The organism is Streptomyces tropicalis (genome assembly GCF_029269835.1).
GTDB lineage: Bacteria > Actinomycetota > Actinomycetes > Streptomycetales > Streptomycetaceae > Streptomyces > Streptomyces tropicalis.
Genome location: NZ_JARJBB010000001.1, coordinates 1 through 20,305 on the forward strand (window position 1 = coordinate 1; position 20,305 = coordinate 20,305).

The window sequence follows — 20,305 nt, forward strand, 5'->3', positions numbered from 1 at the left end:
GACGCTTCTGGTAAATCCGCCTAGGCGGACGCGGCCCGGTGGCGGTCGCGGGGGGGGGGGACGCGGGGGGCGGGGTGCGGGGTGCCGTCGTCGGGGTGGGGGGTGCCCGGTTCGGGGCGGTCGCCGCCGGGGTCGCCGGGGTGGCCTCCGGGGTCCGCGGGGCGGGTGCCGGGCTCCGGGTGGTGGTCCTCGGGGGCGGGCCGGTGGTCGCCGGGGGCGGGGCGGGGCCGGTCGGGGCGCGGGGGGTGCCGCGCGGGCGGGGCGGTGTCCGCGGGCCGGGGGTGGCCGGCGGCCAGGGCGCGCAGCGCGCGGACCTCGTCCTGGAGTGCCTGCTGGCGGCGGTGGGCGTCGTAGAGGTAGCGGACCTTGGTGCGCAGCGTCCAGGGGTCGACGGGTGTGGTGAGCAGGTCGGCGACGCCGAGCCGGAAGGCGGTGACGGCCAGGGCGTGGTCGTGGCCGAAGCCGGTGAGGAGGACGACGGGGATGTGCCGGGTCTGCTCCAGGCGGCGCAGGTGGCGTACGACCTCCAGGCCGCCGGTGCCGGGCATGCGCACGTCCAGCAGCAGGAGGCCGACCCGGCCGCGCAGCGCCTGCTTGAGGGCTTCGTCCCCGCTGGTGGCGACGGTGATGCGGTGGCCGAGGGGGGCGAGGGCGCTCTCCAGGGCGTACAGGGTGTGCTGGTGGTCGTCGACGATCAGGATCCCGGTGTCCGACGGCATGGCGCGACGTCCCTCCCGCGTGGGGACCACCAGCGTACGTCCGGGGTCTGACACTGCGTGGTCCCGGGCTGACGGGCGGTGCACGGCGCAGCGTGCACCGGGTCGCGGTGTCACGTCCTGCGGGCGCCGAGGGGGTCAGTCCGCCGCCGGGGGTTCGCCGTTGCCGGAGTCCTCGGCGATGCGCTCGTGGTGGCGGATCACCTCGGCGATGATGAAGTTGAGGAACTTCTCGGCGAAGGCCGGGTCCAGCTTGGCGTCCTCGGCGAGGGCCCGCAGCCGGGCGATCTGGCGGGCCTCGCGGGCCGGGTCGGCGGGCGGCAGCTGGTGGGCGGCCTTGAGGTGGCCGACCTGCTGGGTCGCCTTGAAGCGCTCGGCGAGCATGTGGACGACGGCTGCGTCGATGTTGTCGATGCTGTTGCGCAGCCGCGCGAGTTCCTCGCGGACGGCGGGGTCGACGTCATCGGTACCGGTGGTGCTGGTGGTCATGGGCGTCCACCCTACGGTGTGCGCGGCCGGTCGATCATGGGTGGACGGGCGGGGGAATCGTGCCGTGCGCGCCTACAGTGGGAGGACGGGCAGAGCGTCCTTGGGGGCGACGTGGCGGACGACGGACCGGTCGAGCGCGGATACCCGCATCTGGAGACGGTGCGGGCCGCGATCACGGCGCTGTACCGGCGGTTGACGTACGAGACGGTGGAGACCTTCGGGACCAGTGTGGCGCCCGCCGACGTCGCCTTCTGCGACACCGACGACCTGCATCTCGGGGCGCAGCGGGTGGCCCGGGAGCTGGTGCGGCACTACCGTCTGCCGGATGCCCGGCTGATCGTGTCCTTCCGGCGCATGACCCACGCGGCGAACGTCGAACTGGCCGCGGGCCCGGAGTACTTCATCGAGCTGAACGACCGGTTCCGCACACATCGCCGGGACATCGGCGCGGCGCTGGCGCACGAGGTGATGCACGTCTATCTGCACCGCCTGGGCCTGTCGTTCCCGACCACCCGCGAGAACGAGATCCTCACCGACACGGCCGCCACCTACCTGGGTGCGGGGTGGCTGCTGCTGGACGCCTTCCGGCAGGACGGGGTGTCGTCGCAGAAGCTCGGCTATCTGACGCCGGAGGAGTTCGGGTACGTGCTGGCCAAGCGGGCGCTGTTCTTCGGCGAGGACCCGGCTCCGTGGTTCACCAGCCCGCAGGCGTACGAGGCGTACTCCGCGGGTCTGGCGCGTGCCCGCGACGACGGGCGGCAGCCGCCGCTGACGGCGGCGGGCTGGGCGGGCCGCCGCCGGTACGCCCGGGACCGGCGGCACGCCGAGGGGCATGCGCCGCCGCCGGGCGGGCAGCCGGCGGTGTCGTACTCCTTCACTCCGGACCGCCGCGGCCCGCTGCGGGTGTCGTTCCCCTGTCCGACGTGCCACCAGCGGATCCGGGTGCCGGTGCAGGGCCGGGTGCGGGCCCGGTGCGCGCTGTGCCGGACGGTGCTGGAGTGCGACACCTGAGCGGGGGCGGGAGGGGCGGCGGCGGGAGCCGGGGCGGGCCGGACACGGGCGGTGGTGCGGTGTGCGGTCAGGCCGGTGCCACGATGCCGTGGGACCGTGCCGCCGTCAGCCAGGCCGGGAAGTCGCCCACGAGGCGGTCGTACAGGTCCGCGTCGGGCATGCGGTCCGGGGCGGGCCCGGCGTGGAAGAAGCCGGCGTTGTCGACGATCCGCCGGCCGGGCACCGCGAGGTCGTCGAGCCGGCGCAGGAAGTCGAACTGGCGGCTGCCGGGGTCGCCGAAGCCGATGAACTGCCAGAACAGCGGCAGCCTGGCCGCCTTGCACAGGTAGCGTTCCGCGGCGAGCTTCTCGGCGGGGCCGCCGTCGGTCTGGAAGACCACCAGGGCGGGGTCGGTGGCGCCGCTGTCGAGGTAGTGGTCGATGACGGCGTCCATCGCCGCGTGGTAGCTGGTCCTGCCCATGTGCCCGAGGCCGGCGGCGATGCGCGCGATGCGGCCCTCGTGGCCGGCGAGGGAGAGGTCGGCGACCGCGTCGACGTCGGTGGAGAAGAACACCACCGGCACCCGCCCGTCGTCGTCGAGGTGCGCCGACAGGCCCAGGACCCGGTCGGCGAGCGCCTGCACGGTGCCGTCGCGGTAGTACGGCCGCATGGACCCGGAGCGGTCGAGTACGAGGTAGACGGCGGCCCGCAGTCCGTCCAGGCCGTGCTTGCGCAGCGAGACCCCGGCGCTCCGGTACGGGGCGACCAGCGCGGGCGCGGTCTCCTCCAGCTTGCTCAGGCTGATCGCGGCCATGGCGGCTCCCCCTTCGGCCGAGGACGTCGGAGCGCCGAGGCTACGTGATCCGGGGCGGCCGCACAGGGGGGCGGCAAGGGTGACGGCGCCCGCCCGTGTCCGGTCGGGGACTGGTGGGCGGACGCCGTCGGTGTTCCGTACGCCGTTGTACGGGACGTGTGCCGGGTGACCGTCGCGGCGGCCCGGGGGCCGCCGTCCCGGTCACGGGACCCGTCAGGCCGTCAGGGAACGGTCCGTCGGGCGGATCGGGGCGGGCAGTGCGCTGGCGCCCGCGAGGTGGTGGTCGACGCCGCGGGCGGCGGAGCGGCCCTCGGCGATCGCCCACACGATGAGGGACTGGCCGCGGCCGGCGTCGCCGGCGACGAACACGCCGGGCACGTTGGTCCGGAAGTCGGCGTCGCGGGCGATGTTGCCGCGCTCGTCGAGCTCCAGGCCGAACTGCTCGACCAGGCCGTTCTCCCGGTCGGTACCGGTGAAGCCCATGGCGAGGGTGACCAGTTGGGCCGGGATGCGGCGGTCGGTGCCGGGCTTCTGCGTGGGCCGGCCGTCGACGAACTCGACCTCGGCGAGGTGCAGCCACTGCACGTTGCCGTCCTCGTCGCCCTCGAAGCGGGTGGTGGACGCGGAGTAGATGCGTTCGCCGCCCTCCTCGTGGGCCGAGGTGACCTTGTAGAGGATCGGGAAGGTCGGCCAGGGCTGGTCGGTGGGGTGCCGGTCGTCGTTCGGGCGGGGCATGATCTCCAGCTGGGTGACGGAGGCCGCGCCCTGGCGGTGGGCGGTGCCCACGCAGTCGGCGCCGGTGTCGCCGCCGCCGATGACGACGACGTGCTTGCCCTCGGCGGAGATCGGGGGGGCGACGTAGTCGCCCTCCTGGACCTTGTTCGACAGCGGCAGGTACTCCATCGCCTGGTGGATGCCGGCCAGTTCGCGGCCGGGCACCGGCAGGTCGCGGGCGGCGGTCGCGCCGACGGCCAGGACGACCGCGTCGTACCGCTTCTTCAGGTCGGTGGCCTTCAGGTCGCGGCCGATCTCGATGCCGGTGCGGAAGCGGGTGCCCTCCGCGCGCATCTGCTCGATGCGGCGGTTGATGTGCCGCTTCTCCATCTTGAACTCGGGGATGCCGTACCGCAGCAGGCCGCCGACGCGGTCCGCGCGCTCGTAGACGGCGACGGTGTGGCCGGCCCGGGTCAGCTGCTGGGCGGCGGCCAGGCCCGCGGGGCCCGAGCCGACGACCGCGACGGTCTTGCCCGAGAGCCGCTCGGGGGCCTGCGGGGCGACGTCACCGGTCTCCCACGCCTTGTCGATGATGGAGACCTCGACGTTCTTGATGGTGACCGGCGACTGGTTGATGCCGAGCACGCAGGCCGACTCGCACGGAGCCGGGCACAGGCGGCCGGTGAACTCCGGGAAGTTGTTGGTCGCGTGCAGCCGGTCGGAGGCGGCCGCCCAGTCCTCGCGGTACGCGTAGTCGTTCCACTCGGGGATCAGGTTCCCGAGCGGGCAGCCGTTGTGGCAGAACGGGATGCCGCAGTCCATGCACCGGCTGGCCTGCTTGCTGATGATCGGCAACAGGGAGCCGGGGACGTAGACCTCGTTCCAGTCCTGGACGCGCTCCTGGACCGGGCGGGACTCGGCGACTTCGCGGCCGTGGTTCAGAAAGCCCTTCGGATCAGCCATTGACCGCCGCCTCCATCATCTTCTCGGTGATCTCGGTCTCGGACAGACCGGCTCGCTCGGCGGCGTCCTTGGCGGCGAGCACTGCCTTGTACGTACTGGGGATGATCTTGCTGAAGCGGGTGACGGCGGTGTCCCAGTCGGCGAGCAGCTTCTCGGCGACGGTGGAGCCCGTCTCCTCCTGGTGCCGGCGCACCACCTCGTGCAGCCACGTGCGGTCCGCGTCGTCCAGCGGTTCGACGGATTCCGCGTTGCCGGCGTTGACGTTGTTGCGGTCGAGGTCGACGACGTAGGCGATGCCGCCGGACATGCCGGCCGCGAAGTTGCGGCCGGTCTCGCCGAGCACCACCGCGCGCCCGCCGGTCATGTACTCGCAGCCGTGGTCGCCGACGCCCTCGGAGACCACCAGGGCGCCGGAGTTGCGGACGCAGAACCGCTCGCCGGTCCGGCCGCGCAGGAACATCTCGCCGCCGGTGGCGCCGTAGGCGAGGGTGTTGCCGGCGATGACGCTGTACTCGGCGAGGTGGTCGGCGTCGCGGTCGGGGCGGACCACGATGCGGCCGCCGGACAGGCCCTTGCCGACGTAGTCGTTGGCGTCGCCCTCCAGCCGCAGGGTCACCCCGCGCGGCACGAAGGCGCCGAAGGACTGGCCGGCGGACCCGGTGAAGGTGATGTCGACGGTGTCGTCGGGCAGGCCCGCGCCGCCGAACTTCTTCGTCACCTCGTGGCCCAGCATGGTGCCGACGGTGCGGTTGATGTTGCGGATGGCGACCTGGGCGCGCACCGGCTGGGCGTCGGTGGCACCGGCCGCGGACAGGGCGTCCGCGGAGAGCCTGATCAGCTCGTTGTCGAGCGCCTTCTCCAGGCCGTGGTCCTGGGCGACGGCCTGGTGGCGGACGGCGCCCTCGGGCAGCTCGGGCACGTGGAACAGGGGCTCCAGGTCCAGGCCCTGCGCCTTCCAGTGGTCGACGGCGCGGGCCACGTCGAGGACCTCGGCGTGGCCGACGGCCTCCTCGATGGAGCGGAAGCCCAGCTCGGCGAGGAGCTCGCGGACCTCCTCGGCGATGAACTGGAAGAAGTTCACGACGAACTCGGCCTTGCCGGCGAAGCGTTCGCGCAGCACCGGGTTCTGGGTGGCGATGCCGACCGGGCAGGTGTCCAGGTGGCACACGCGCATCATGATGCAGCCGGAGACGACGAGCGGCGCGGTCGCGAAGCCGAACTCCTCGGCGCCGAGCAGCGCGGCGATGACGACGTCGCGGCCGGTCTTCAGCTGGCCGTCGGTCTGCACCACGATCCGGTCGCGCAGGCCGTTGAGCAGCAAGGTCTGCTGGGTCTCGGCGAGGCCGAGCTCCCAGGGGCCGCCCGCGTGCTTGAGCGAGGTGAGCGGGGAGGCGCCGGTGCCGCCGTCGTGGCCGGAGATCAGCACCACGTCCGCGTGGGCCTTGGACACGCCGGCCGCGACCGTGCCGACGCCGACTTCGGAGACCAGCTTCACGTGGATGCGGGCCTGCGGGTTGGCGTTCTTGAGGTCGTGGATCAGCTGGGCCAGGTCCTCGATGGAGTAGATGTCGTGGTGCGGCGGCGGGGAGATGAGGCCCACGCCCGGCGTGGAGTGCCGGGTCTTCGCCACCCACGGGTACACCTTGTGGCCGGGAAGCTGGCCGCCCTCGCCGGGCTTGGCGCCCTGGGCCATCTTGATCTGGATGTCGTCCGCGTTGACCAGGTACTCGCTGGTGACGCCGAAGCGGCCGGAGGCGACCTGCTTGATCGCGGAGCGGCGCGCCGGGTCGTACAGGCGCTCCGGGTCCTCGCCGCCCTCGCCGGTGTTGGACTTGCCGCCCAGCTGGTTCATGGCGACGGCGAGCGTCTCGTGCGCCTCCTGGGAGATGGAGCCGTACGACATGGCGCCGGTGGAGAAGCGCTTGACGATCTCGGAGGCCGGCTCGACCTCGTCGAGCGGGACGGGCTGCCGGCCGGCGGCGAAGCCGAACAGGCCGCGCAGCGTCATCAGCCGCTCGGACTGCTCGTTGACGCGGTCGGTGTACTTCTTGAAGACGTCGTAGCGGCCGGTGCGGGTGGAGTGCTGGAGGCGGAAGACCGTCTCCGGGTCGAAGAGGTGCGGTTCGCCCTCGCGGCGCCACTGGTACTCGCCGCCGATGTCCAGCGCGCGGTGCGCGGGGGCGATGCCGGTGGCCGGGTAGGCCTTGGCGTGGCGGGCGGCGACCTCCTTGGCGACGACGTCGATGCCGACGCCGCCGATCTTGGTGGTGGTGCCGTTGAAGTACTTCGCGACGAAGTCCTCGTCGAGGCCGACGGCCTCGAAGACCTGGGCGCCTCGGTAGGAGGCCACGGTGGAGATGCCCATCTTGGACATGACCTTCAGGACGCCCTTGCCGAGGGCGTGGATGAGGTGGCGGATCGCCTGCTCGGGTTCGGCGCCGGGCAGGAAGGTGCCGGCGCGGACCAGGTCCTCCACGGACTCCATCGCCAGGTACGGGTTGACGGCGGCGGCGCCGAAGCCGATGAGGAGGGCGACGTGGTGGACCTCGCGGACGTCGCCGGCCTCGACCAGCAGGCCCACGTGGGTGCGCTGCTTGGTGCGGATGAGGTGGTGGTGGACGGCCGCGGTGAGCAGCAGCGACGGGATCGGCGCGTGCTCGGCGTCGGAGTGGCGGTCGGACAGGACGATCAGGCGGGCGCCGTTGCCGATGGCGGCGTCGGCCTCGGCGCAGATCTCCTCGATCCGGGCGGCGAGCGCGTCGCCGCCGCCGGAGACCCGGTAGAGGCCGGAGAGGGTGGCGGCCTTGAAGCCGGGCATGTCGCCGTCGGCGTTGATGTGGATGAGCTTGGCCAGCTCGTCGTTGTCGATGACCGGGAAGGGCAGCAGGACGCTGCGACAGGAGGCCGCGCTCGGCTCGAGCAGGTTGCCCTGCGGGCCGAGGGAGGAGCGCAGGGAGGTGACCAGTTCCTCGCGGATCGCGTCCAGCGGCGGGTTGGTGACCTGCGCGAACAGCTGGGTGAAGTAGTCGAAGAGGAGGCGCGGGCGCTCGCTCAGCGCGGCGATGGGCGAGTCGGTGCCCATGGAGCCGATCGGCTCGGCGCCGGTCTTGGCCATCGGCGCCAGGAGGACGCGCAGTTCCTCCTCGGTGTAGCCGAAGGTCTGCTGGCGGCGGGTGACGGAGGCGTGGGTGTGGACGATGTGCTCGCGCTCGGGCAGGTCGCCGAGTTCGATCTCGCCGGTCTCCACCCAGTCGCCGTAGGGCTGCTCGGCGGCGAGGGACGCCTTGATCTCGTCGTCCTCGATGATGCGGTGCTCGGCGGTGTCCACGAGGAACATCCGGCCGGGCTGCAGCCGGCCCTTGCGGACGACCCGGGCGGGGTCGATGTCGAGGACGCCGACCTCGGAGCCGAGGACGACGAGGCCGTCGTCGGTGACCCAGTAGCGGCCGGGGCGCAGGCCGTTGCGGTCGAGGACGGCGCCGACCTGGGTGCCGTCGGTGAAGGTGACGCAGGCGGGGCCGTCCCAGGGCTCCATCATCGTGGAGTGGTACTGGTAGAAGGCGCGCCGGGCCGGGTCCATGGAGTCGTGGTTCTCCCACGCCTCCGGGATCATCATGAGCACGGAGTGCGGCAGCGAGCGGCCGCCGAGGTGCAGCAGTTCGAGGACCTCGTCGAAGGACGCGGAGTCGGAGGCGTCCGGGGTGCAGATCGGGAAGATGCGCGTGAGGTCGTCGCGGTCGCCGAAGAGCTCGGAGGCGAGCTGGGACTCGCGGGCGACCATCCAGTTGCGGTTGCCCCTGACGGTGTTGATCTCACCGTTGTGCGCGACGAAGCGGTAGGGGTGGGCGAGCGGCCAGCTCGGGAAGGTGTTCGTCGAGAAGCGCGAGTGGACGAGCGCGATCGCCGAGGCGAAGCGGCGGTCGGACAGGTCGGGGAAGAAGGGCTCCAGCTGGCCGGTGGTCAGCATGCCCTTGTAGACGAGGGTGCGGGCCGACAGGGACGGGAAGTAGACGCCCGCCTCGCGCTCGGCGCGCTTGCGCAGCACGAACGCCTTGCGGTCCAGGGCGATCCCGGTGCTGCTGCCGTCGGCGACGAAGAGCTGGCGGAAGGCCGGCATGGTGGAGCGGGCGGTGGCGCCGAGCAGTTCGGGGGCGACCGGGACGGTGCGCCAGCCGAGCACGGTCAGGCCCTCGTCGGCCGCGATCGTCTCGATCCGTGAGACGGCGTCGTCGGTGCCGTCCTCGGGCAGGAAGGCGATGCCGACGGCGTAGGCGCCCGCCTCGGGCAGTTCGAATCCGGCCACCTCGCGCAGGAAGGCGTCGGGGACCTGGGCGAGCAGGCCCGCACCGTCGCCGGAGTCGGGCTCGGAGCCGGTGGCGCCCCGGTGCTCCAGGTTGCGCAGCACGGTGAGCGCCTGCTCGACCAGCGCATGACTCGCCACACCGGTGAGGGTGGCCACGAATCCGACGCCGCAGGCGTCGTGCTCGTTGCGGGGGTCGTACATACCCTGCGCAGCAGGGCGAGCATCCATGAACGACCAGTTCTGGCCATTCGCGGAGTGCTGGGACGGCTGGCGCGGCGTACGCATCGGCTCTCCCGTCGTCGTCAGGTGGCAACTGCTGGTGCCGAGGGACGACGTTGGCCCTCTGCGTGGTGCAAAATTTCGTGCAGGTTACATGATGGAGCGGTTCTCGGGAACCGGATACCCCGTTCCAACATGCGGACACCTGTGGGGGCGACGGCGGGGTGACCGCGGCCCGGCGGTGGAAGCCGTGGAGGACCGTCGGGACAGATCGGTGTCCCTCGGCCCGGATGTGCGGGAGGGGCGGCATCGCCCGCCCCGCCGGTGCGCGGCAGGCGTCATTGCCGACAGCGCTTACGGCTCATGCCCGGTGGTCACACCCTCGAAACCAGCGAGTAACAACTACTTGCGCAGGCCGGCGCACAGGCCCCCGGCGGGGTCACCCTACGGCGGTGCCGAACAGGGCTCCCAGGGCGTACGTCACACCGGCGGCGGCACCGCCGAGGGCGAGCTGGCGCAGGCCGCTGAACCACCAGGTGCGCGCCGTCACCCTGGCCACCACCGCACCGCAGGCGAAGAGGCCGACGAGGGCGAGCAGCACCGCGGGCCACAGCACGGACGCGCCCAGCAGGTACGGCAGGACGGGGAGCAGCGCCCCGAGCGCGAAGGAGCCGAAGGAGGACACCGCGGCGACCAGGGGCGAGGGCAGGTCGGAGGGGTCGATGCCCAGTTCCTCGCGGGCGTGGATCTCCAGGGCCTGCTCGGGGTCCTTCGACAGCTGGCGGGCGACCTCGCGGGCCAGTTCCGGCTCGACGCCCCGCGCGACGTAGAGCGCGGCCAGCTCGTCCTCCTCGTCCTGGGGGTGCTTGCGCAGCTCGCGCCGCTCCACGTCCAGCTCGGCCTCGACCAGCTCGCGCTGGGAGGCGACGGAGGTGTACTCGCCGGCCGCCATCGAGAAGGCGCCGGCGGCCAGACCCGCGAGGCCGGTGAGGACCAGGGTCTGCTGGGCGACCGCGCCGCCCGCGACACCGGTCATCAGGGCGAGGTTGGACACCAGGCCGTCCATCGCGCCGAAGACCGCCGGGCGCAGCCAGCCACCGTTCACGTCGCGGTGGGTGTGGTTGTCGCGGTGCGCCTCGTGCAGCGTCGCCTCGGTGTCGATGATGGCCATGGAGATCCCCCCGGGGAGCTTAGGTAAGGCTGTCTTTTGGACGAGTTCTACTTTTCGACAACCCTGAATCTACGTTGTCCATTCCGCGCCCGCCAGCAAGGAAAGGCTCGGCTAACCTGCACGTTTACCGTTCCTTGCCGCTTCGTGCGAGGCCGCCGTGCGGCCGTCGACCGGGTGACGCTGAGGCCCATCGGGCTGCACCGGGGACCGGGCCGGGGACAGTTCCGCAACAGGGTCGCGCGCCCCGTACGGCGCCCGGAGAGGAGAGCCCGCGATGGCACCGCCCGACAGCGTCCCCCCGGCCGTGCTGCGCGACCGGGCCCGCGGCGCACTGCTCGGCCTCGCCGTCGGCGACGCGCTCGGCGCGCCCGCGGAGAACCTCCGGCCGTCCGAGATCCGGGCCCGCTGGGGCCGCATCACCGGTTACGTCTCCGAGCGCCCCGCGGGGACCGACGACACCGAGTACGCCGTGTTCTCCGGGCTGCTGCTCGCCCGGCACGGCTCGGCGCTGACCCCGGCGCACGTGGAGGCGGCCTGGCACGAGTGGATCGCCGGCCGCGCCGAGGGCCCCTTCCGGGGCGCCGGCTTCAGCGAGCGGGGCACGCTGGAGAACCTGCGCCGGGGCCTCGCCGCACCCATCTCCGCGCAGCACCGGCACGCCTGGAGCGACGGCCTGGCCATGCGCGCGGCACCCTTCGGGGTGTTCGCCGCCGGCCGGCCCGCCGAGGCGGCACGGCTCGCGGCGATCGACGGCTCGGTCAGCCACGAGGGCGAAGGCATCCACGGCGGCCGGGCGGTGGCCGCCGGGGTCGCGGCGGCCATGGCGGGCGCGACCCCGGTGGCGGTGGTGGCCGCGGCACTGGCCGCGGTCCCGGACGACTCCTGGACGGCCCGGTCCCTGCGCCGTGCCGCGGCCGCCGCCCGACGCGGCGAGCGCGCCGTCCGCTCGGCCGTCGTCGTCGGCGGCTACCCGTGGACCGACCTGGCCCCCGAGGCGGTCGCCCTCGCCTTCGGCGCGTACGCGGCCGCCGACGGGGACTTCCGGGACGCGGTCCTGACCGCCGTGAACATGGGCCGCGACGCCGACACCACGGCCGCGGTGGCCGGCGCCCTCGCGGGCGCGACCCGGGGCGCGTCCGCGATCCCCGGGGAGTGGGCGGCGGCCATCGGCCCGGCCCGCGGCACCTGCCTGCCGTCGATGGCGGGTCACCACGTCCTGGACGTGGCGGACGCCCTGGTCTCCGCGGCCCGCCGGGAGGCGGCGGCCGCGGAACGGGCGACGGACACGGCTCCCGCGGCGGCTCCGGAAGCCCCGCCGCGCGAACCCCCGCGCACCCGCACGGTCCCCCGGTGCACCCACCTGAACACCACCTCCCCCGCCCCCGAGCCCCCCACCGACCCCGCGCCGGACCGCAGGGGAGCCGCCGGGGCCGCAGCCGTGACGGACGGGACGTCCGCCGTGGCCGGAGCCCGGACGGGCGGCGCGCTCTGCGCGGGCGGGGCCGCGCCGCGCGGCGCATGCACGGGGGCCGCGGCCGACTCGGGCGGCACACCCGCCCGGGACGGAACCGCCCCCTGCGACGGCCCCACCAGGACCCCGGCCGCTTCGGCCGACACACCCGCCCACGACGCCGCTGCGCCGGCCGAAGCACCCGCCGGAGCCGCAGACGCGGCAGACGGGACACCCGCCGCATCCGCACCGCGCGGCACACGCACGGGGGCAGGAACCGGGACGCGCGACACACCCTCCTCAGGCGGTACCCCGCCGCGCGGGGAACCCGCCCGGGCCGGAACCGCCGCGTCCGCGGCGCCCGCCAGGAACGCGGCCGCACCACGCGGCGCACCCGCCGGGGACGGGGACAGGGCGGCCGAGGCACCCGCCCGGGCCGGAACCGCCTCCCGTGAGGCGGCCCCCGGGACCGAGCCCGCCCCGCACCACGCGGAACCCGGGCGCGGAGTCGGCCGGCGTGGGGCGGTGGGCGGGGGCCCGGACGCAGCGGCCGGGGAGAGCGGCGGGACGGAGGGGGCGCGGGGCCCCGGGCCGGACGGGTCGCGGGGACGGGGTGCGGGCGTGGCCGGGCGGGACGGGGTGCGGTCGTGACGCGGCGGGTGGAGGGGCTGCTGCTGGGGCTGGCCGCCGGGGACGCCGCCGGCTGGCCCGCCGCCCGGCACCGGGCCGCCCGGATGCCCGAGTGGACCCGCCGCCTCACCCGCGAGCTGGACACCTTCGCCGAGCAGAACGCCACGACCACGCTCCCGGTCCCCATCGCCCTGAACCAGCCCCCGGAGCCACTGCGGCTCGGCCCCTCCGACGACGCGGAATGGGCGGCGTTCGCGGCGGAGGCCGTGCTCGGCGCCGGGGACGACCGCGCCCTCGGCGACCTCGGCCGGGAGCGCCGTACCCGGGCCGCGATCGACCTGGCCTGGAGCGCCCTGGCGGCCGAGGTCGCCGCGGCCGCCGAACGCGCCCCCGAGATCGAGTCGGCGGTGCTGCCGCTGCGCGCCCGCATCTCGGTGCGGGCCGGTCTCGGCAACCTCGCCGCCGGGCTGCGCCCGCCCGCCAGCGGGCACGACAACCCGCACTACTTCGACGACGCCGCGTGCGTGCGCGCCTGCGTGCTCGCCGTCGCCCACCCGGGCGATCCCCGGCGCGCGGCCGGGCTGGCCGAGTTCGACGCCCGCTACACCCAGGACGGCGACGGTGTGCACGGAGCCCGCGCCGTCGCCGCGGCGCTCGCCACGGCCCTGGGCGGGGCGGAGGTGGAGCACTGCGTCACCGCCGCCCTCGCCGAACTGCCCGAGGGGACCGAGATCGGCCGCAACGCCCGGCACGCCCTGCGGCTGGCCCGGGACGCCGGCGGCGCGTTCGCCGCCGTGCCGCTGCTGGAGCACGAGATCGTCGACCACGTCTACAGCTACGGGATCGCCGCCGCCGAGACCGTGCCGGTCGCCCTCGCCCTGGCCACGGCGGCGGGCGGCCGGATCGCGGAGGCGGTGCCGGCCGCGGTGTGCCTGTCCCGGGTCGCGGACTCGGCGCCGGCCCTGGTGGGTGCCCTGACCGGCGCCCTCGGCGGCCGGGAGGCGATCCCGGCCGCGTGGCGGGCGGCCTGCCGCACCCTCCCGGGGTGTGTGCTGCCCCGCCTCACCGGCACCGACCTGGTGGAACTCGCCGAGCTCCTCGAAGCCGCGCAACCGGCGACACCGGGGGGATGATTCGGGACATGACGCCCACAGGAGAGAAGTGCCGCGGCGCGAGCCTCGACGACCGGATCACCGGCGCCCTGGTCGGCGCCGCCGTCGGCGACGCCCTCGGCGGCCCGGTCGAGGGCTACTCCCCCGACCAGATCCTCGAACGCCACGGAGGCCGCGTCCACGGCGTCGTCGGCCCCTGGCACGGCGACGCCTGGCGCACCGCCCGCCCCCTCGCGCCGTACCACAAGGGTGACGGCCACGTCACCGACGACACCTTGATGACGCACGCCCTGGTCCGGGTCTACGCGCAGGTCCGCGACCACCTCGACGCCTACGCGATCGCCGACCGGCTGGTGCCGGACATGATGACGAACCCGCGGTGGATCCCCGAACTGGAGGCCGAGGCGCTGCCGCTGCACCGGGTCTTCCTCGCCGAGAAGTGGCTGGTGACGCGGCTGCACTACGGCCACGCGGACCCGCGCGAGGCCGGCGTCGGCAACATCGTGAACTGCGGGGCCGCGATGTACACGGCTCCGGTCGGCCTGGTCAACGCGGCGAACCCCGCGGCCGCCTACGCGGAGGCCCTCGACATCGCGGGCGCCCACCAGTCGTCGTACGGCCGGGAGGCGGCCGGTGTGCTGGCCGCCGGGGTCGCGGCCGCCTGCTCGCCGGGCGCGACCTGCGACTCGGTGGTCGCGGCGTGCCTGGCGACCGCGAAGGACGGCACCCGCACGGCGATCGAGGCGGTGTGCGAGGCGGCGGCCCGGTACACCGACTTCGAGTCGGCGCTGGCCCCGCTGCGCACGGCGGTGGCGCCGTTCGACACGGTGGGACCCGACTACCGCGCCCCCTCGCTGGGCGCCCGCCGCCCCTCGCGGCTGCACGCGATCGAGGAACTCCCCGTCGCGCTGGGGATGCTGGTGGTCGCGCGCGGCGACGGGCGGCACGCGGTCCTCGGCGCGGTGAACTACGGCCGCGACTGCGACTCCATCGCCACCATGGCCGGGGCGCTCGCCGGGGCGCTGGGCTCGCCGGTGCCGGAGGACTGGGCCAAGACGGTGGCGGAGGCGAGCCGCCTGGACCTGTGGGAGCCGGCCCGCGTGCTGGCCGGGGTGACCCGCGAGGTGTTCGCACAGGACGTGACACGGCGGCGCGCCCACGAGCGGGCGTTCGCCGGGATGGGAGGCACCGCGTGCTCCGACTGACCTGGGTCCAGCCGGAGGACCTCCTCGGCCACGAGTTGCGTCAGGCGCGGCACGACGGGCGCGAGCCTAAGGCGGTCGCCGCCCGGTGGGCCGCGGCGGGCGGTCCCGAGGCCCCGGACCGCGCGGGCGCCTCGCCGCAGCCGGCATCGCGCTATCTGCGGCTGCTTGCGGAGGACCTGCTGGACGAACTCGCCGGGCTGCCCAGCTCGCTGGCGGACGCCGAGCCGACGGACCTCGCCGGGATCAGGGCGCTGTGCCCGCGCTGGCCCGCCCGGCCGCAGCGCCCCGTGCCGGTGCCGCTGCCCGCGCTGGAGGCGGCCTGGCTGGGCCGGGCCGCCGGCTGCCTGCTCGGCAAGCCCGTCGAGCGGCTCCCCCTGGAAGGGATCCGCCGGCTGGCGCAGGCCACCGGCAACTGGCCGCTGTCCACCTGGTTCACGGCCCGCGGGGTGCCCGAGGACCTCGCGGCGGCGTACCCGTGGAACCGGCGTTCGGCGGCCACGTCCCTCGCCGAGAACATCGACGGCATGCCCGCCGACGACGACCTCGACTACGCGCTGGTCAACCTGCTCCTGCTGCACCGCCACGGCCGCGCCTTCACCACCGCCGACGTGGCCCGGCTGTGGCTGGAGGAACTGCCCGCGGGCCGCACCTTCACCGCCGAACGCGTCGCCTACCGCAACCTCCTCGAAGGCGTCGAGCCCCCGCACACCGCCCGCCACCGCAACCCGTTCCGCGAGTGGATCGGCGCGCTGATCCGCGCCGACGTGCACGGCTGGACCAACCCCGGCGACCCGGCGGCGGCCGCCGCGCAGGCCCACCGGGACGCGGTCCTCAGCCACACCGCGAACGGGGTCTACGCGGCGATGTTCGCCGCCGCCGTCACCGCGGCGGCGGCGGGCGGCACCGACGACGTGCACGCCTGCCTGGCCACCGGCCTGACGGTCGTCCCGCCCGGCTCCCGGCTGGCCCGCGCGGTCCGCCACGGCGTGCAACTCGCCCGTACGCACCCCGACTTCGACACCGTCGTCGACGAACTGCACGCCGCCTACGGCCCGCTGTACCACTGGGTGCACGCGGTGCCCAACACCGCCCTGATCGCGGCCGCGCTCACCCACGCGGACGGCGACTTCACCGGGTCGGTCTGCCGGGCCGTGTCCGGCGGCTGGGACACCGACTCCGACGGCGCGACCGCGGGCGCCGTCGCCGGCCTCCTCGCCGGCTCCCCCGGCGCCCTGCCCGACCGGTGGACCGCCCCGCTGAAGAACCGGCTGACGACGACGGTGGGCGACTTCGACGGCACCGGCTTCGACCACCTGGCCCGTCTCACGCACCTGGAGGCGTCCCGCCCATGACCGACGTCGCCCGGCCCGGCCGCCCCCGGCCCGCCTCATGAGCACGCCCCGCGCCGGCGGCGCCGAGCCGCCCGCCCCGCTCGCCGGGCTGCGCGTCCTCGATCTCGCCACCCTGTTCGCCGGGCCGATCGCCGCCACCATGCTCGGCGACTTCGGCGCCGAGGTGATCAAGGTCGAGCACCCGGCCAAGCCCGACCCGGCCCGCGGCCACGGCCCGGCCAAGAACGGCGTCGGGCTGTGGTGGAAGCTCCTCGGCCGCAACAAGCGCACCATCACCCTTGACCTGTCGCGGCCCGGCGGCCGCTCCACCCTGCTGCGGCTGGCCGAGGGCGCGGACGTGATCGTCGAGAACTTCCGCCCCGGCACCCTGGAGCGGTGGGACCTCGGCTGGCCGGAGCTGTCGGCGGTCAACCCGCGCCTGGTCCTCGCCCGGGTCACCGGCTTCGGCCAGTACGGGCCGTACGCGCGCCGCCCCGGCTTCGGCACCCTCGCCGAGGCGATGAGCGGCTTCGCCGCGATCACCGGGGAGCCGGACACCCCGCCGATGCTGCCGCCGTTCGGCCTGGCCGACTCCATCGCCGGACTCGCCACGGCGTACGCGGTGATGACCGCGCTGGCGGCCCGGGAGCGCACCGGGGCGGGCCAGGTCGTCGACCTGGCGATCATCGAGCCGATCCTGACCGTGCTGGGGCCCCAGCCGACCTGGTACGACCAGCTCGGCTACGTCCAGCCGCGGACCGGCAACCGCACCCAGAACAACGCGCCCCGCAACACCTACCGCACGGCCGACGGCACCTGGGTCGCCGTCTCCACGTCGGCGCAGTCGGTGGCGGAGCGCGTGCTGCGGCTGGTCGGCCGGCCCGAGCTGGTCGACGAGCCGTGGTTCGGCACCGGCGGGGGCCGGGCCGCGCACGCCGACGTCCTGGACGAGGCGGTCGGCGGCTGGATCGCCCGGCACTCCCGCGCCGACGTGCTGGCCGCCTTCGAGAAGGCGGAGGCGGCCGTCGCCCCGATCCAGGACGTGCGGGACGTGATGGACGACCCGCAGTACCGGGCGCTCGGCACCATCACCGCGCTCGACGACCCGGAGCTGGGTCCGCTGCGGATGCAGAACGTGCTGTTCCGGCTGTCCGCGACGCCCGGCGCGATCCGCTGGGCGGGCCGCCCGCACGGCGCCGACACCGACGCGGTGCTGACCGAGCTGGGACTGACCCCCGGGGAGCTGGCCGCGCTGCGCGCGGAGGGCGCCCTGTGACGGCCGCGCCCTTCCCGCTGACCTGGCTGTACGCGCCGGGCGACCGTCCGCACGTGGTCGTCAAGGCGCTGTCCTCGGGCGCGGACGTGGTGGTCGTCGACCTGGAGGACGCGGTCGCCCCGGACCGCAAGGAGTACGCGCGCGCGGCCACCGCCGAACTGCTCGCCGAGCGTCAGCCGGTCCCCGTGCACGTCCGCGTCAACGCCGTCGACGGGCCGCTCGCGGCCGCCGATCTCGCGGCGGTCGTGCCGCAGCCGGGACTGGCCGGGCTGCGGCTGCCGAAGGTGACGTCGGCCGCACAGGTGCTGCGCATCGCCCGGCGCACCCGCCCGGCGGGCCCGGTGCCGCCGGGCGGCTGCGCGGGGCCGCCGCTGTACGCCCTGCTGGAGACGGCGCTGGCCATCGAGCACGCCTACGCCATCGCCGCCGCGCACCCGGCCCTGCGGGGCGTGTCGATCGGCGAGTCCGACCTGCGGGCGGACCTGGGCGTCCGGGCCGACGCGGGGCTCGACTGGGCGCGCGCCCGGGTCGTGGTCGCGGCGCGGGCGGCGGGACTGGCTCCGCCGGCCCAGTCCGTGCATCCCGACATCCGGGACCTGGAGGGGCTGGCCGCCTCCTGCGCGCACGGCCGCACTCTGGGCTTCCTCGGCCGGGCCGCGATCCACCCCCGGCAGCTGCCGATCATCGAGCGGGCCTACCTGCCGACCGACCGGGAGCTGGAGGAAGCCGAGACGGTGGTGAAGGCGGCCACCATGGAACAGGGCGCCCAGGCCCTGCCGGACGGCCGGTTCGTGGACGCCGCGGTCGTGGCGGCGGCCCGGCGCACCCTGAGCCTGGCGCGGCGCCACCGCTCCGTCCCCCGGGTCCATGGAGAGTGCGTGCCCGGCGCCGCGGGGCAGACGGGGATGTGACGACACGCCCTGGCGGCGGGCGGCCGGGCCCCCGGGATGCGACGAGGGCGCCCGGAGTGCTCCGGGCGCCCTCGTCGGCCGTGGCGGGGCGCGGCCCCGCCGTCAGCTCTTCTTCGCCGACTCGGCGCCGTCCTTCACGGCGTCCGGCCGGTCCCCGCCGGACGGGCCGTCCCGGTCGGCGGTGCCGGACGCGCCCTCGGCCGTGCCGTGCTCCGCGGTGCCGTCCTGCGGGGCGTCCTGGGCCTCCGCGTCCGTGCCCTCGCCCTCGCCGGCCTCGGCGCGGGCGGCGACGGCCGCCGGTTCCACCACGGCCTCCCGGCCGGGACGCCTGCGGGCGGACACCACGATGTACGTCACGGCGAGCAGGAAGACGATCAGCGCGGTCCAGTCGTTGAGCCGCAGGCCGAGGATGTGGTGGGCGTCGTCGACGCGCATGTACTCGATCCAGCCGCGGCCCACGCAGTACGCGGCGACGTACAGCGCGAACGCCCGGCCGTGGCCCAGGCGGAAGCGGCGGTCGGCCCAGATGACCAGGAACCCGACCCCGACGCACCACAGGGACTCGTAGAGGAACGTCGGGTGGTAGTACCCGGGGATGCGGCCGTCGGCCGACGAGGTGATGTGCAGCGCCCACGGAACGTGCGTCTCCCGGCCGTACAGCTCCTGGTTGAACCAGTTGCCCCAGCGGCCGATCGCCTGGGCGAAGGCGATGCCCGGGGCGACCGCGTCGGCGTAGGCGGGCAGCGGGATGCCCCGGCGGCGGGCGCCGATCCACGCGCCGACCGCGCCGAGCGCGACCGCGCCCCAGATGCCGAGGCCGCCCTCCCACACCTTGAACGCGTCGACCCAGTCGCGGCCCTTGCTGAAGTACAGCTCGTAGTCCGTGATCACGTGGTAGAGGCGACCGCCGACCAGGCCGAACGGCACGGCCCACACCGCGATGTCGGCCACCGTGCCGGACAGCCCGCCGCGGGCGATCCAGCGCCTGTTGCCGAGCCAGACGGCGACGAAGACGCCGATGATGATGCAGAACGCGTAGCCGCGCAACGGGATCGGGCCGAGGTACAGCACACCGCGCGACGGGCTGGGAATGTAGGCAAGTTCCATGGCAAGGTCGACGCTACCGCAGCCGGGCCGGGCCCACGTCGGGCGGCCCGGCAACGGCTGCGTAACGGGCCGGGCGCACCGGGCGGTCGCCGCCCGGTGCGTTCATCGCTGGGCGGCCTCCACCATCTGCTTCAGCTTGGCCGGGGTCATCGTCCGGTCCTGGAGGATGTTCTTGCCGTTCAGCAGGACGGTGGGGGTGCCGGTGAAGCCGCCGGCCTGGAACGCCTGGTGCGACTTGTCGACCCAGGCGTCGTGCGTGCCCTTGGTGACGCAGGCGCGGAACGCCGGGGTGTCCAGGCCGTCCACCTTGCCGGCGAGGGCGATCAGCTTGTCGTTGTCCGCGAAGGCGTCGTCGGTCTCCTTCGGCTGGTTCTCGTAGAGCACGTCGTGGAAGGCGCGGAACGTGCCGGCGTCCTGGGCGCAGGCGGCCGCGTTCGCCGCGTGCAGGGAGCCGGTGCCGCCGAGATTGCCGTCGATGAGGCGGGCCAGGTGGTACTCCACCCGCAGCTTGCCGGAGTCGGTGAGCTGGTGGAGTGTCGGCCGGTACACCGTCTCGAAGACCTGGCAGGCAGGGCAGCGGAAGTCCTCCCACACGGTGAGCGTCGTTCCGGCGCCGTCCTTGCCGACCGGGATCGCGAGGGCGTCCTTGCCCTGCGCCCCGGAGGGTGCGACGACCGGGCCGGACCCGGTGCTCTTGTGCTTGCCGGAATTCGCCGCGACCACTCCGATCACCGTCGCCAGGCCCAGGACGCCGACCACGGCGGCTCCCACGACCAGCGCACGACGTCGCTTGTCCGCGGACTTCTGCTTCTGTCGCTCGGCCGCCAGCCGGTCCCGGGCGGCGTGCTTCGACTCATGGTTCTTCTCGCTCACACCCCCGAAAACGAACCGGGGAGGCGCGTTG

At 74.8% G+C, this 20,305-nt stretch carries 14 protein-coding genes and 1 pseudogene; 7 read left to right on the plus strand and 8 right to left on the minus strand.

What is annotated here, in order from left to right; translation table 11 throughout:
- Positions 1-20: 20 nt before the first annotated feature.
- Positions 21-719, minus strand: a complete 699-nt coding sequence (locus P3H78_RS33455) for a response regulator (RefSeq protein WP_438827884.1) — start codon at positions 717-719, stop codon at positions 21-23.
- 135 nt (positions 720-854) lie between these two features.
- A complete protein-coding gene (locus P3H78_RS00010; protein ID WP_276106588.1) occupies positions 855-1,205 on the minus strand; it encodes a chorismate mutase in 351 nt (116 codons plus the stop codon).
- Positions 1,206-1,316: 111 nt separating this feature from the next.
- Here P3H78_RS00010 and P3H78_RS00015 point away from each other — a divergent pair, with 111 nt between their 5' ends.
- Positions 1,317-2,216: a hypothetical protein gene (locus P3H78_RS00015; RefSeq protein ID WP_276106589.1), complete on the plus strand. Its 900-nt coding sequence runs from the start codon at positions 1,317-1,319 to the stop codon at positions 2,214-2,216.
- Positions 2,217-2,283: 67 nt separating this feature from the next.
- On the opposite strand, the gene P3H78_RS00020 is transcribed toward P3H78_RS00015, so the two are convergent.
- The 4 genes from P3H78_RS00020 to P3H78_RS00035 form a co-directional block, all read right to left on the minus strand.
- Entirely contained in the window at positions 2,284-3,009 is a 726-nt protein-coding gene (locus tag P3H78_RS00020; RefSeq protein ID WP_276106590.1) for a vWA domain-containing protein, read from the minus strand.
- A 213-nt stretch (positions 3,010-3,222) separates the two neighbouring features.
- Positions 3,223-4,686: a glutamate synthase subunit beta gene (locus P3H78_RS00025; protein WP_276106591.1), complete on the minus strand. Its 1,464-nt coding sequence runs from the start codon at positions 4,684-4,686 to the stop codon at positions 3,223-3,225.
- A complete protein-coding gene (gltB, locus tag P3H78_RS00030; protein WP_276107302.1) occupies positions 4,679-9,190 on the minus strand; it encodes a glutamate synthase large subunit in 4,512 nt (1,503 codons plus the stop codon). Before gltB ends, P3H78_RS00025 begins: the two co-directional genes overlap by 8 nt.
- 457 nt (positions 9,191-9,647) lie before the next feature.
- Positions 9,648-10,379, minus strand: coding sequence for a VIT1/CCC1 transporter family protein (locus P3H78_RS00035; protein ID WP_276106592.1), 732 nt, complete (start codon positions 10,377-10,379; stop codon positions 9,648-9,650).
- A 274-nt stretch (positions 10,380-10,653) separates the two neighbouring features.
- Between P3H78_RS00035 and P3H78_RS33260 the strand changes: the two are divergent.
- The 6 genes and pseudogenes from P3H78_RS33260 to P3H78_RS00065 form a co-directional block, all read left to right on the plus strand.
- Positions 10,654-11,694 (plus strand): annotated as a pseudogene (locus P3H78_RS33260) (ADP-ribosylglycohydrolase family protein); the annotation flags it as partial.
- 782 nt (positions 11,695-12,476) lie between these two features.
- The gene (locus P3H78_RS00045; protein WP_276106594.1) at positions 12,477-13,592 is read left to right on the plus strand and encodes an ADP-ribosylglycohydrolase family protein; all 1,116 of its coding nucleotides are present in this window, start codon (positions 12,477-12,479) and stop codon (positions 13,590-13,592) included.
- A gap of 8 nt (positions 13,593-13,600) precedes the next feature.
- The gene (locus tag P3H78_RS00050; RefSeq protein ID WP_276106595.1) at positions 13,601-14,776 is read left to right on the plus strand and encodes an ADP-ribosylglycohydrolase family protein; all 1,176 of its coding nucleotides are present in this window, start codon (positions 13,601-13,603) and stop codon (positions 14,774-14,776) included.
- A complete protein-coding gene (locus tag P3H78_RS00055; RefSeq protein ID WP_276106596.1) occupies positions 14,764-16,128 on the plus strand; it encodes an ADP-ribosylglycohydrolase family protein in 1,365 nt (454 codons plus the stop codon). Before P3H78_RS00050 ends, P3H78_RS00055 begins: the two co-directional genes overlap by 13 nt.
- A 37-nt stretch (positions 16,129-16,165) precedes the next feature.
- Positions 16,166-17,383: a CaiB/BaiF CoA transferase family protein gene (locus tag P3H78_RS00060; protein WP_276106597.1), complete on the plus strand. Its 1,218-nt coding sequence runs from the start codon at positions 16,166-16,168 to the stop codon at positions 17,381-17,383.
- Entirely contained in the window at positions 17,380-18,294 is a 915-nt protein-coding gene (locus tag P3H78_RS00065) for an HpcH/HpaI aldolase/citrate lyase family protein (RefSeq protein ID WP_276106598.1), read from the plus strand. The genes P3H78_RS00060 and P3H78_RS00065 overlap by 4 nt, the downstream gene beginning before the upstream one ends.
- A 102-nt stretch (positions 18,295-18,396) precedes the next feature.
- On the opposite strand, the gene lgt is transcribed toward P3H78_RS00065, so the two are convergent.
- Both lgt and P3H78_RS00075 read right to left on the minus strand, forming a co-directional pair.
- Positions 18,397-19,401, minus strand: a complete 1,005-nt coding sequence (lgt, locus tag P3H78_RS00070) for a prolipoprotein diacylglyceryl transferase (protein WP_276106599.1) — start codon at positions 19,399-19,401, stop codon at positions 18,397-18,399.
- A 102-nt stretch (positions 19,402-19,503) separates the two neighbouring features.
- On the minus strand, positions 19,504-20,274 hold the full coding sequence (locus tag P3H78_RS00075) for a DsbA family protein (RefSeq protein ID WP_276106600.1): 771 nt from the start codon (positions 20,272-20,274) through the stop codon (positions 19,504-19,506).
- Positions 20,275-20,305: the final 31 nt, after the last annotated feature.

Coding starts and splice junctions, on each gene's coding strand:
- P3H78_RS00060 (WP_276106597.1), top strand. CDS start 16,166: ATGAGCACGCCCCGCGCCGGCGGCGCCGAGCCGCCCGCCCCGCTCGCC.
- P3H78_RS00020 (WP_276106590.1), bottom strand. CDS start 3,009: ATGGCCGCGATCAGCCTGAGCAAGCTGGAGGAGACCGCGCCCGCGCTG.
- lgt (WP_276106599.1), bottom strand. CDS start 19,401: ATGGAACTTGCCTACATTCCCAGCCCGTCGCGCGGTGTGCTGTACCTC.
- P3H78_RS00025 (WP_276106591.1), bottom strand. CDS start 4,686: ATGGCTGATCCGAAGGGCTTTCTGAACCACGGCCGCGAAGTCGCCGAG.
- gltB (WP_276107302.1), bottom strand. CDS start 9,190: ATGTACGACCCCCGCAACGAGCACGACGCCTGCGGCGTCGGATTCGTG.
- P3H78_RS00050 (WP_276106595.1), top strand. CDS start 13,601: ATGACGCCCACAGGAGAGAAGTGCCGCGGCGCGAGCCTCGACGACCGG.
- P3H78_RS00035 (WP_276106592.1), bottom strand. CDS start 10,379: ATGGCCATCATCGACACCGAGGCGACGCTGCACGAGGCGCACCGCGAC.
- P3H78_RS00010 (WP_276106588.1), bottom strand. CDS start 1,205: ATGACCACCAGCACCACCGGTACCGATGACGTCGACCCCGCCGTCCGC.
- P3H78_RS33455 (WP_438827884.1), bottom strand. CDS start 719: ATGCCGTCGGACACCGGGATCCTGATCGTCGACGACCACCAGCACACC.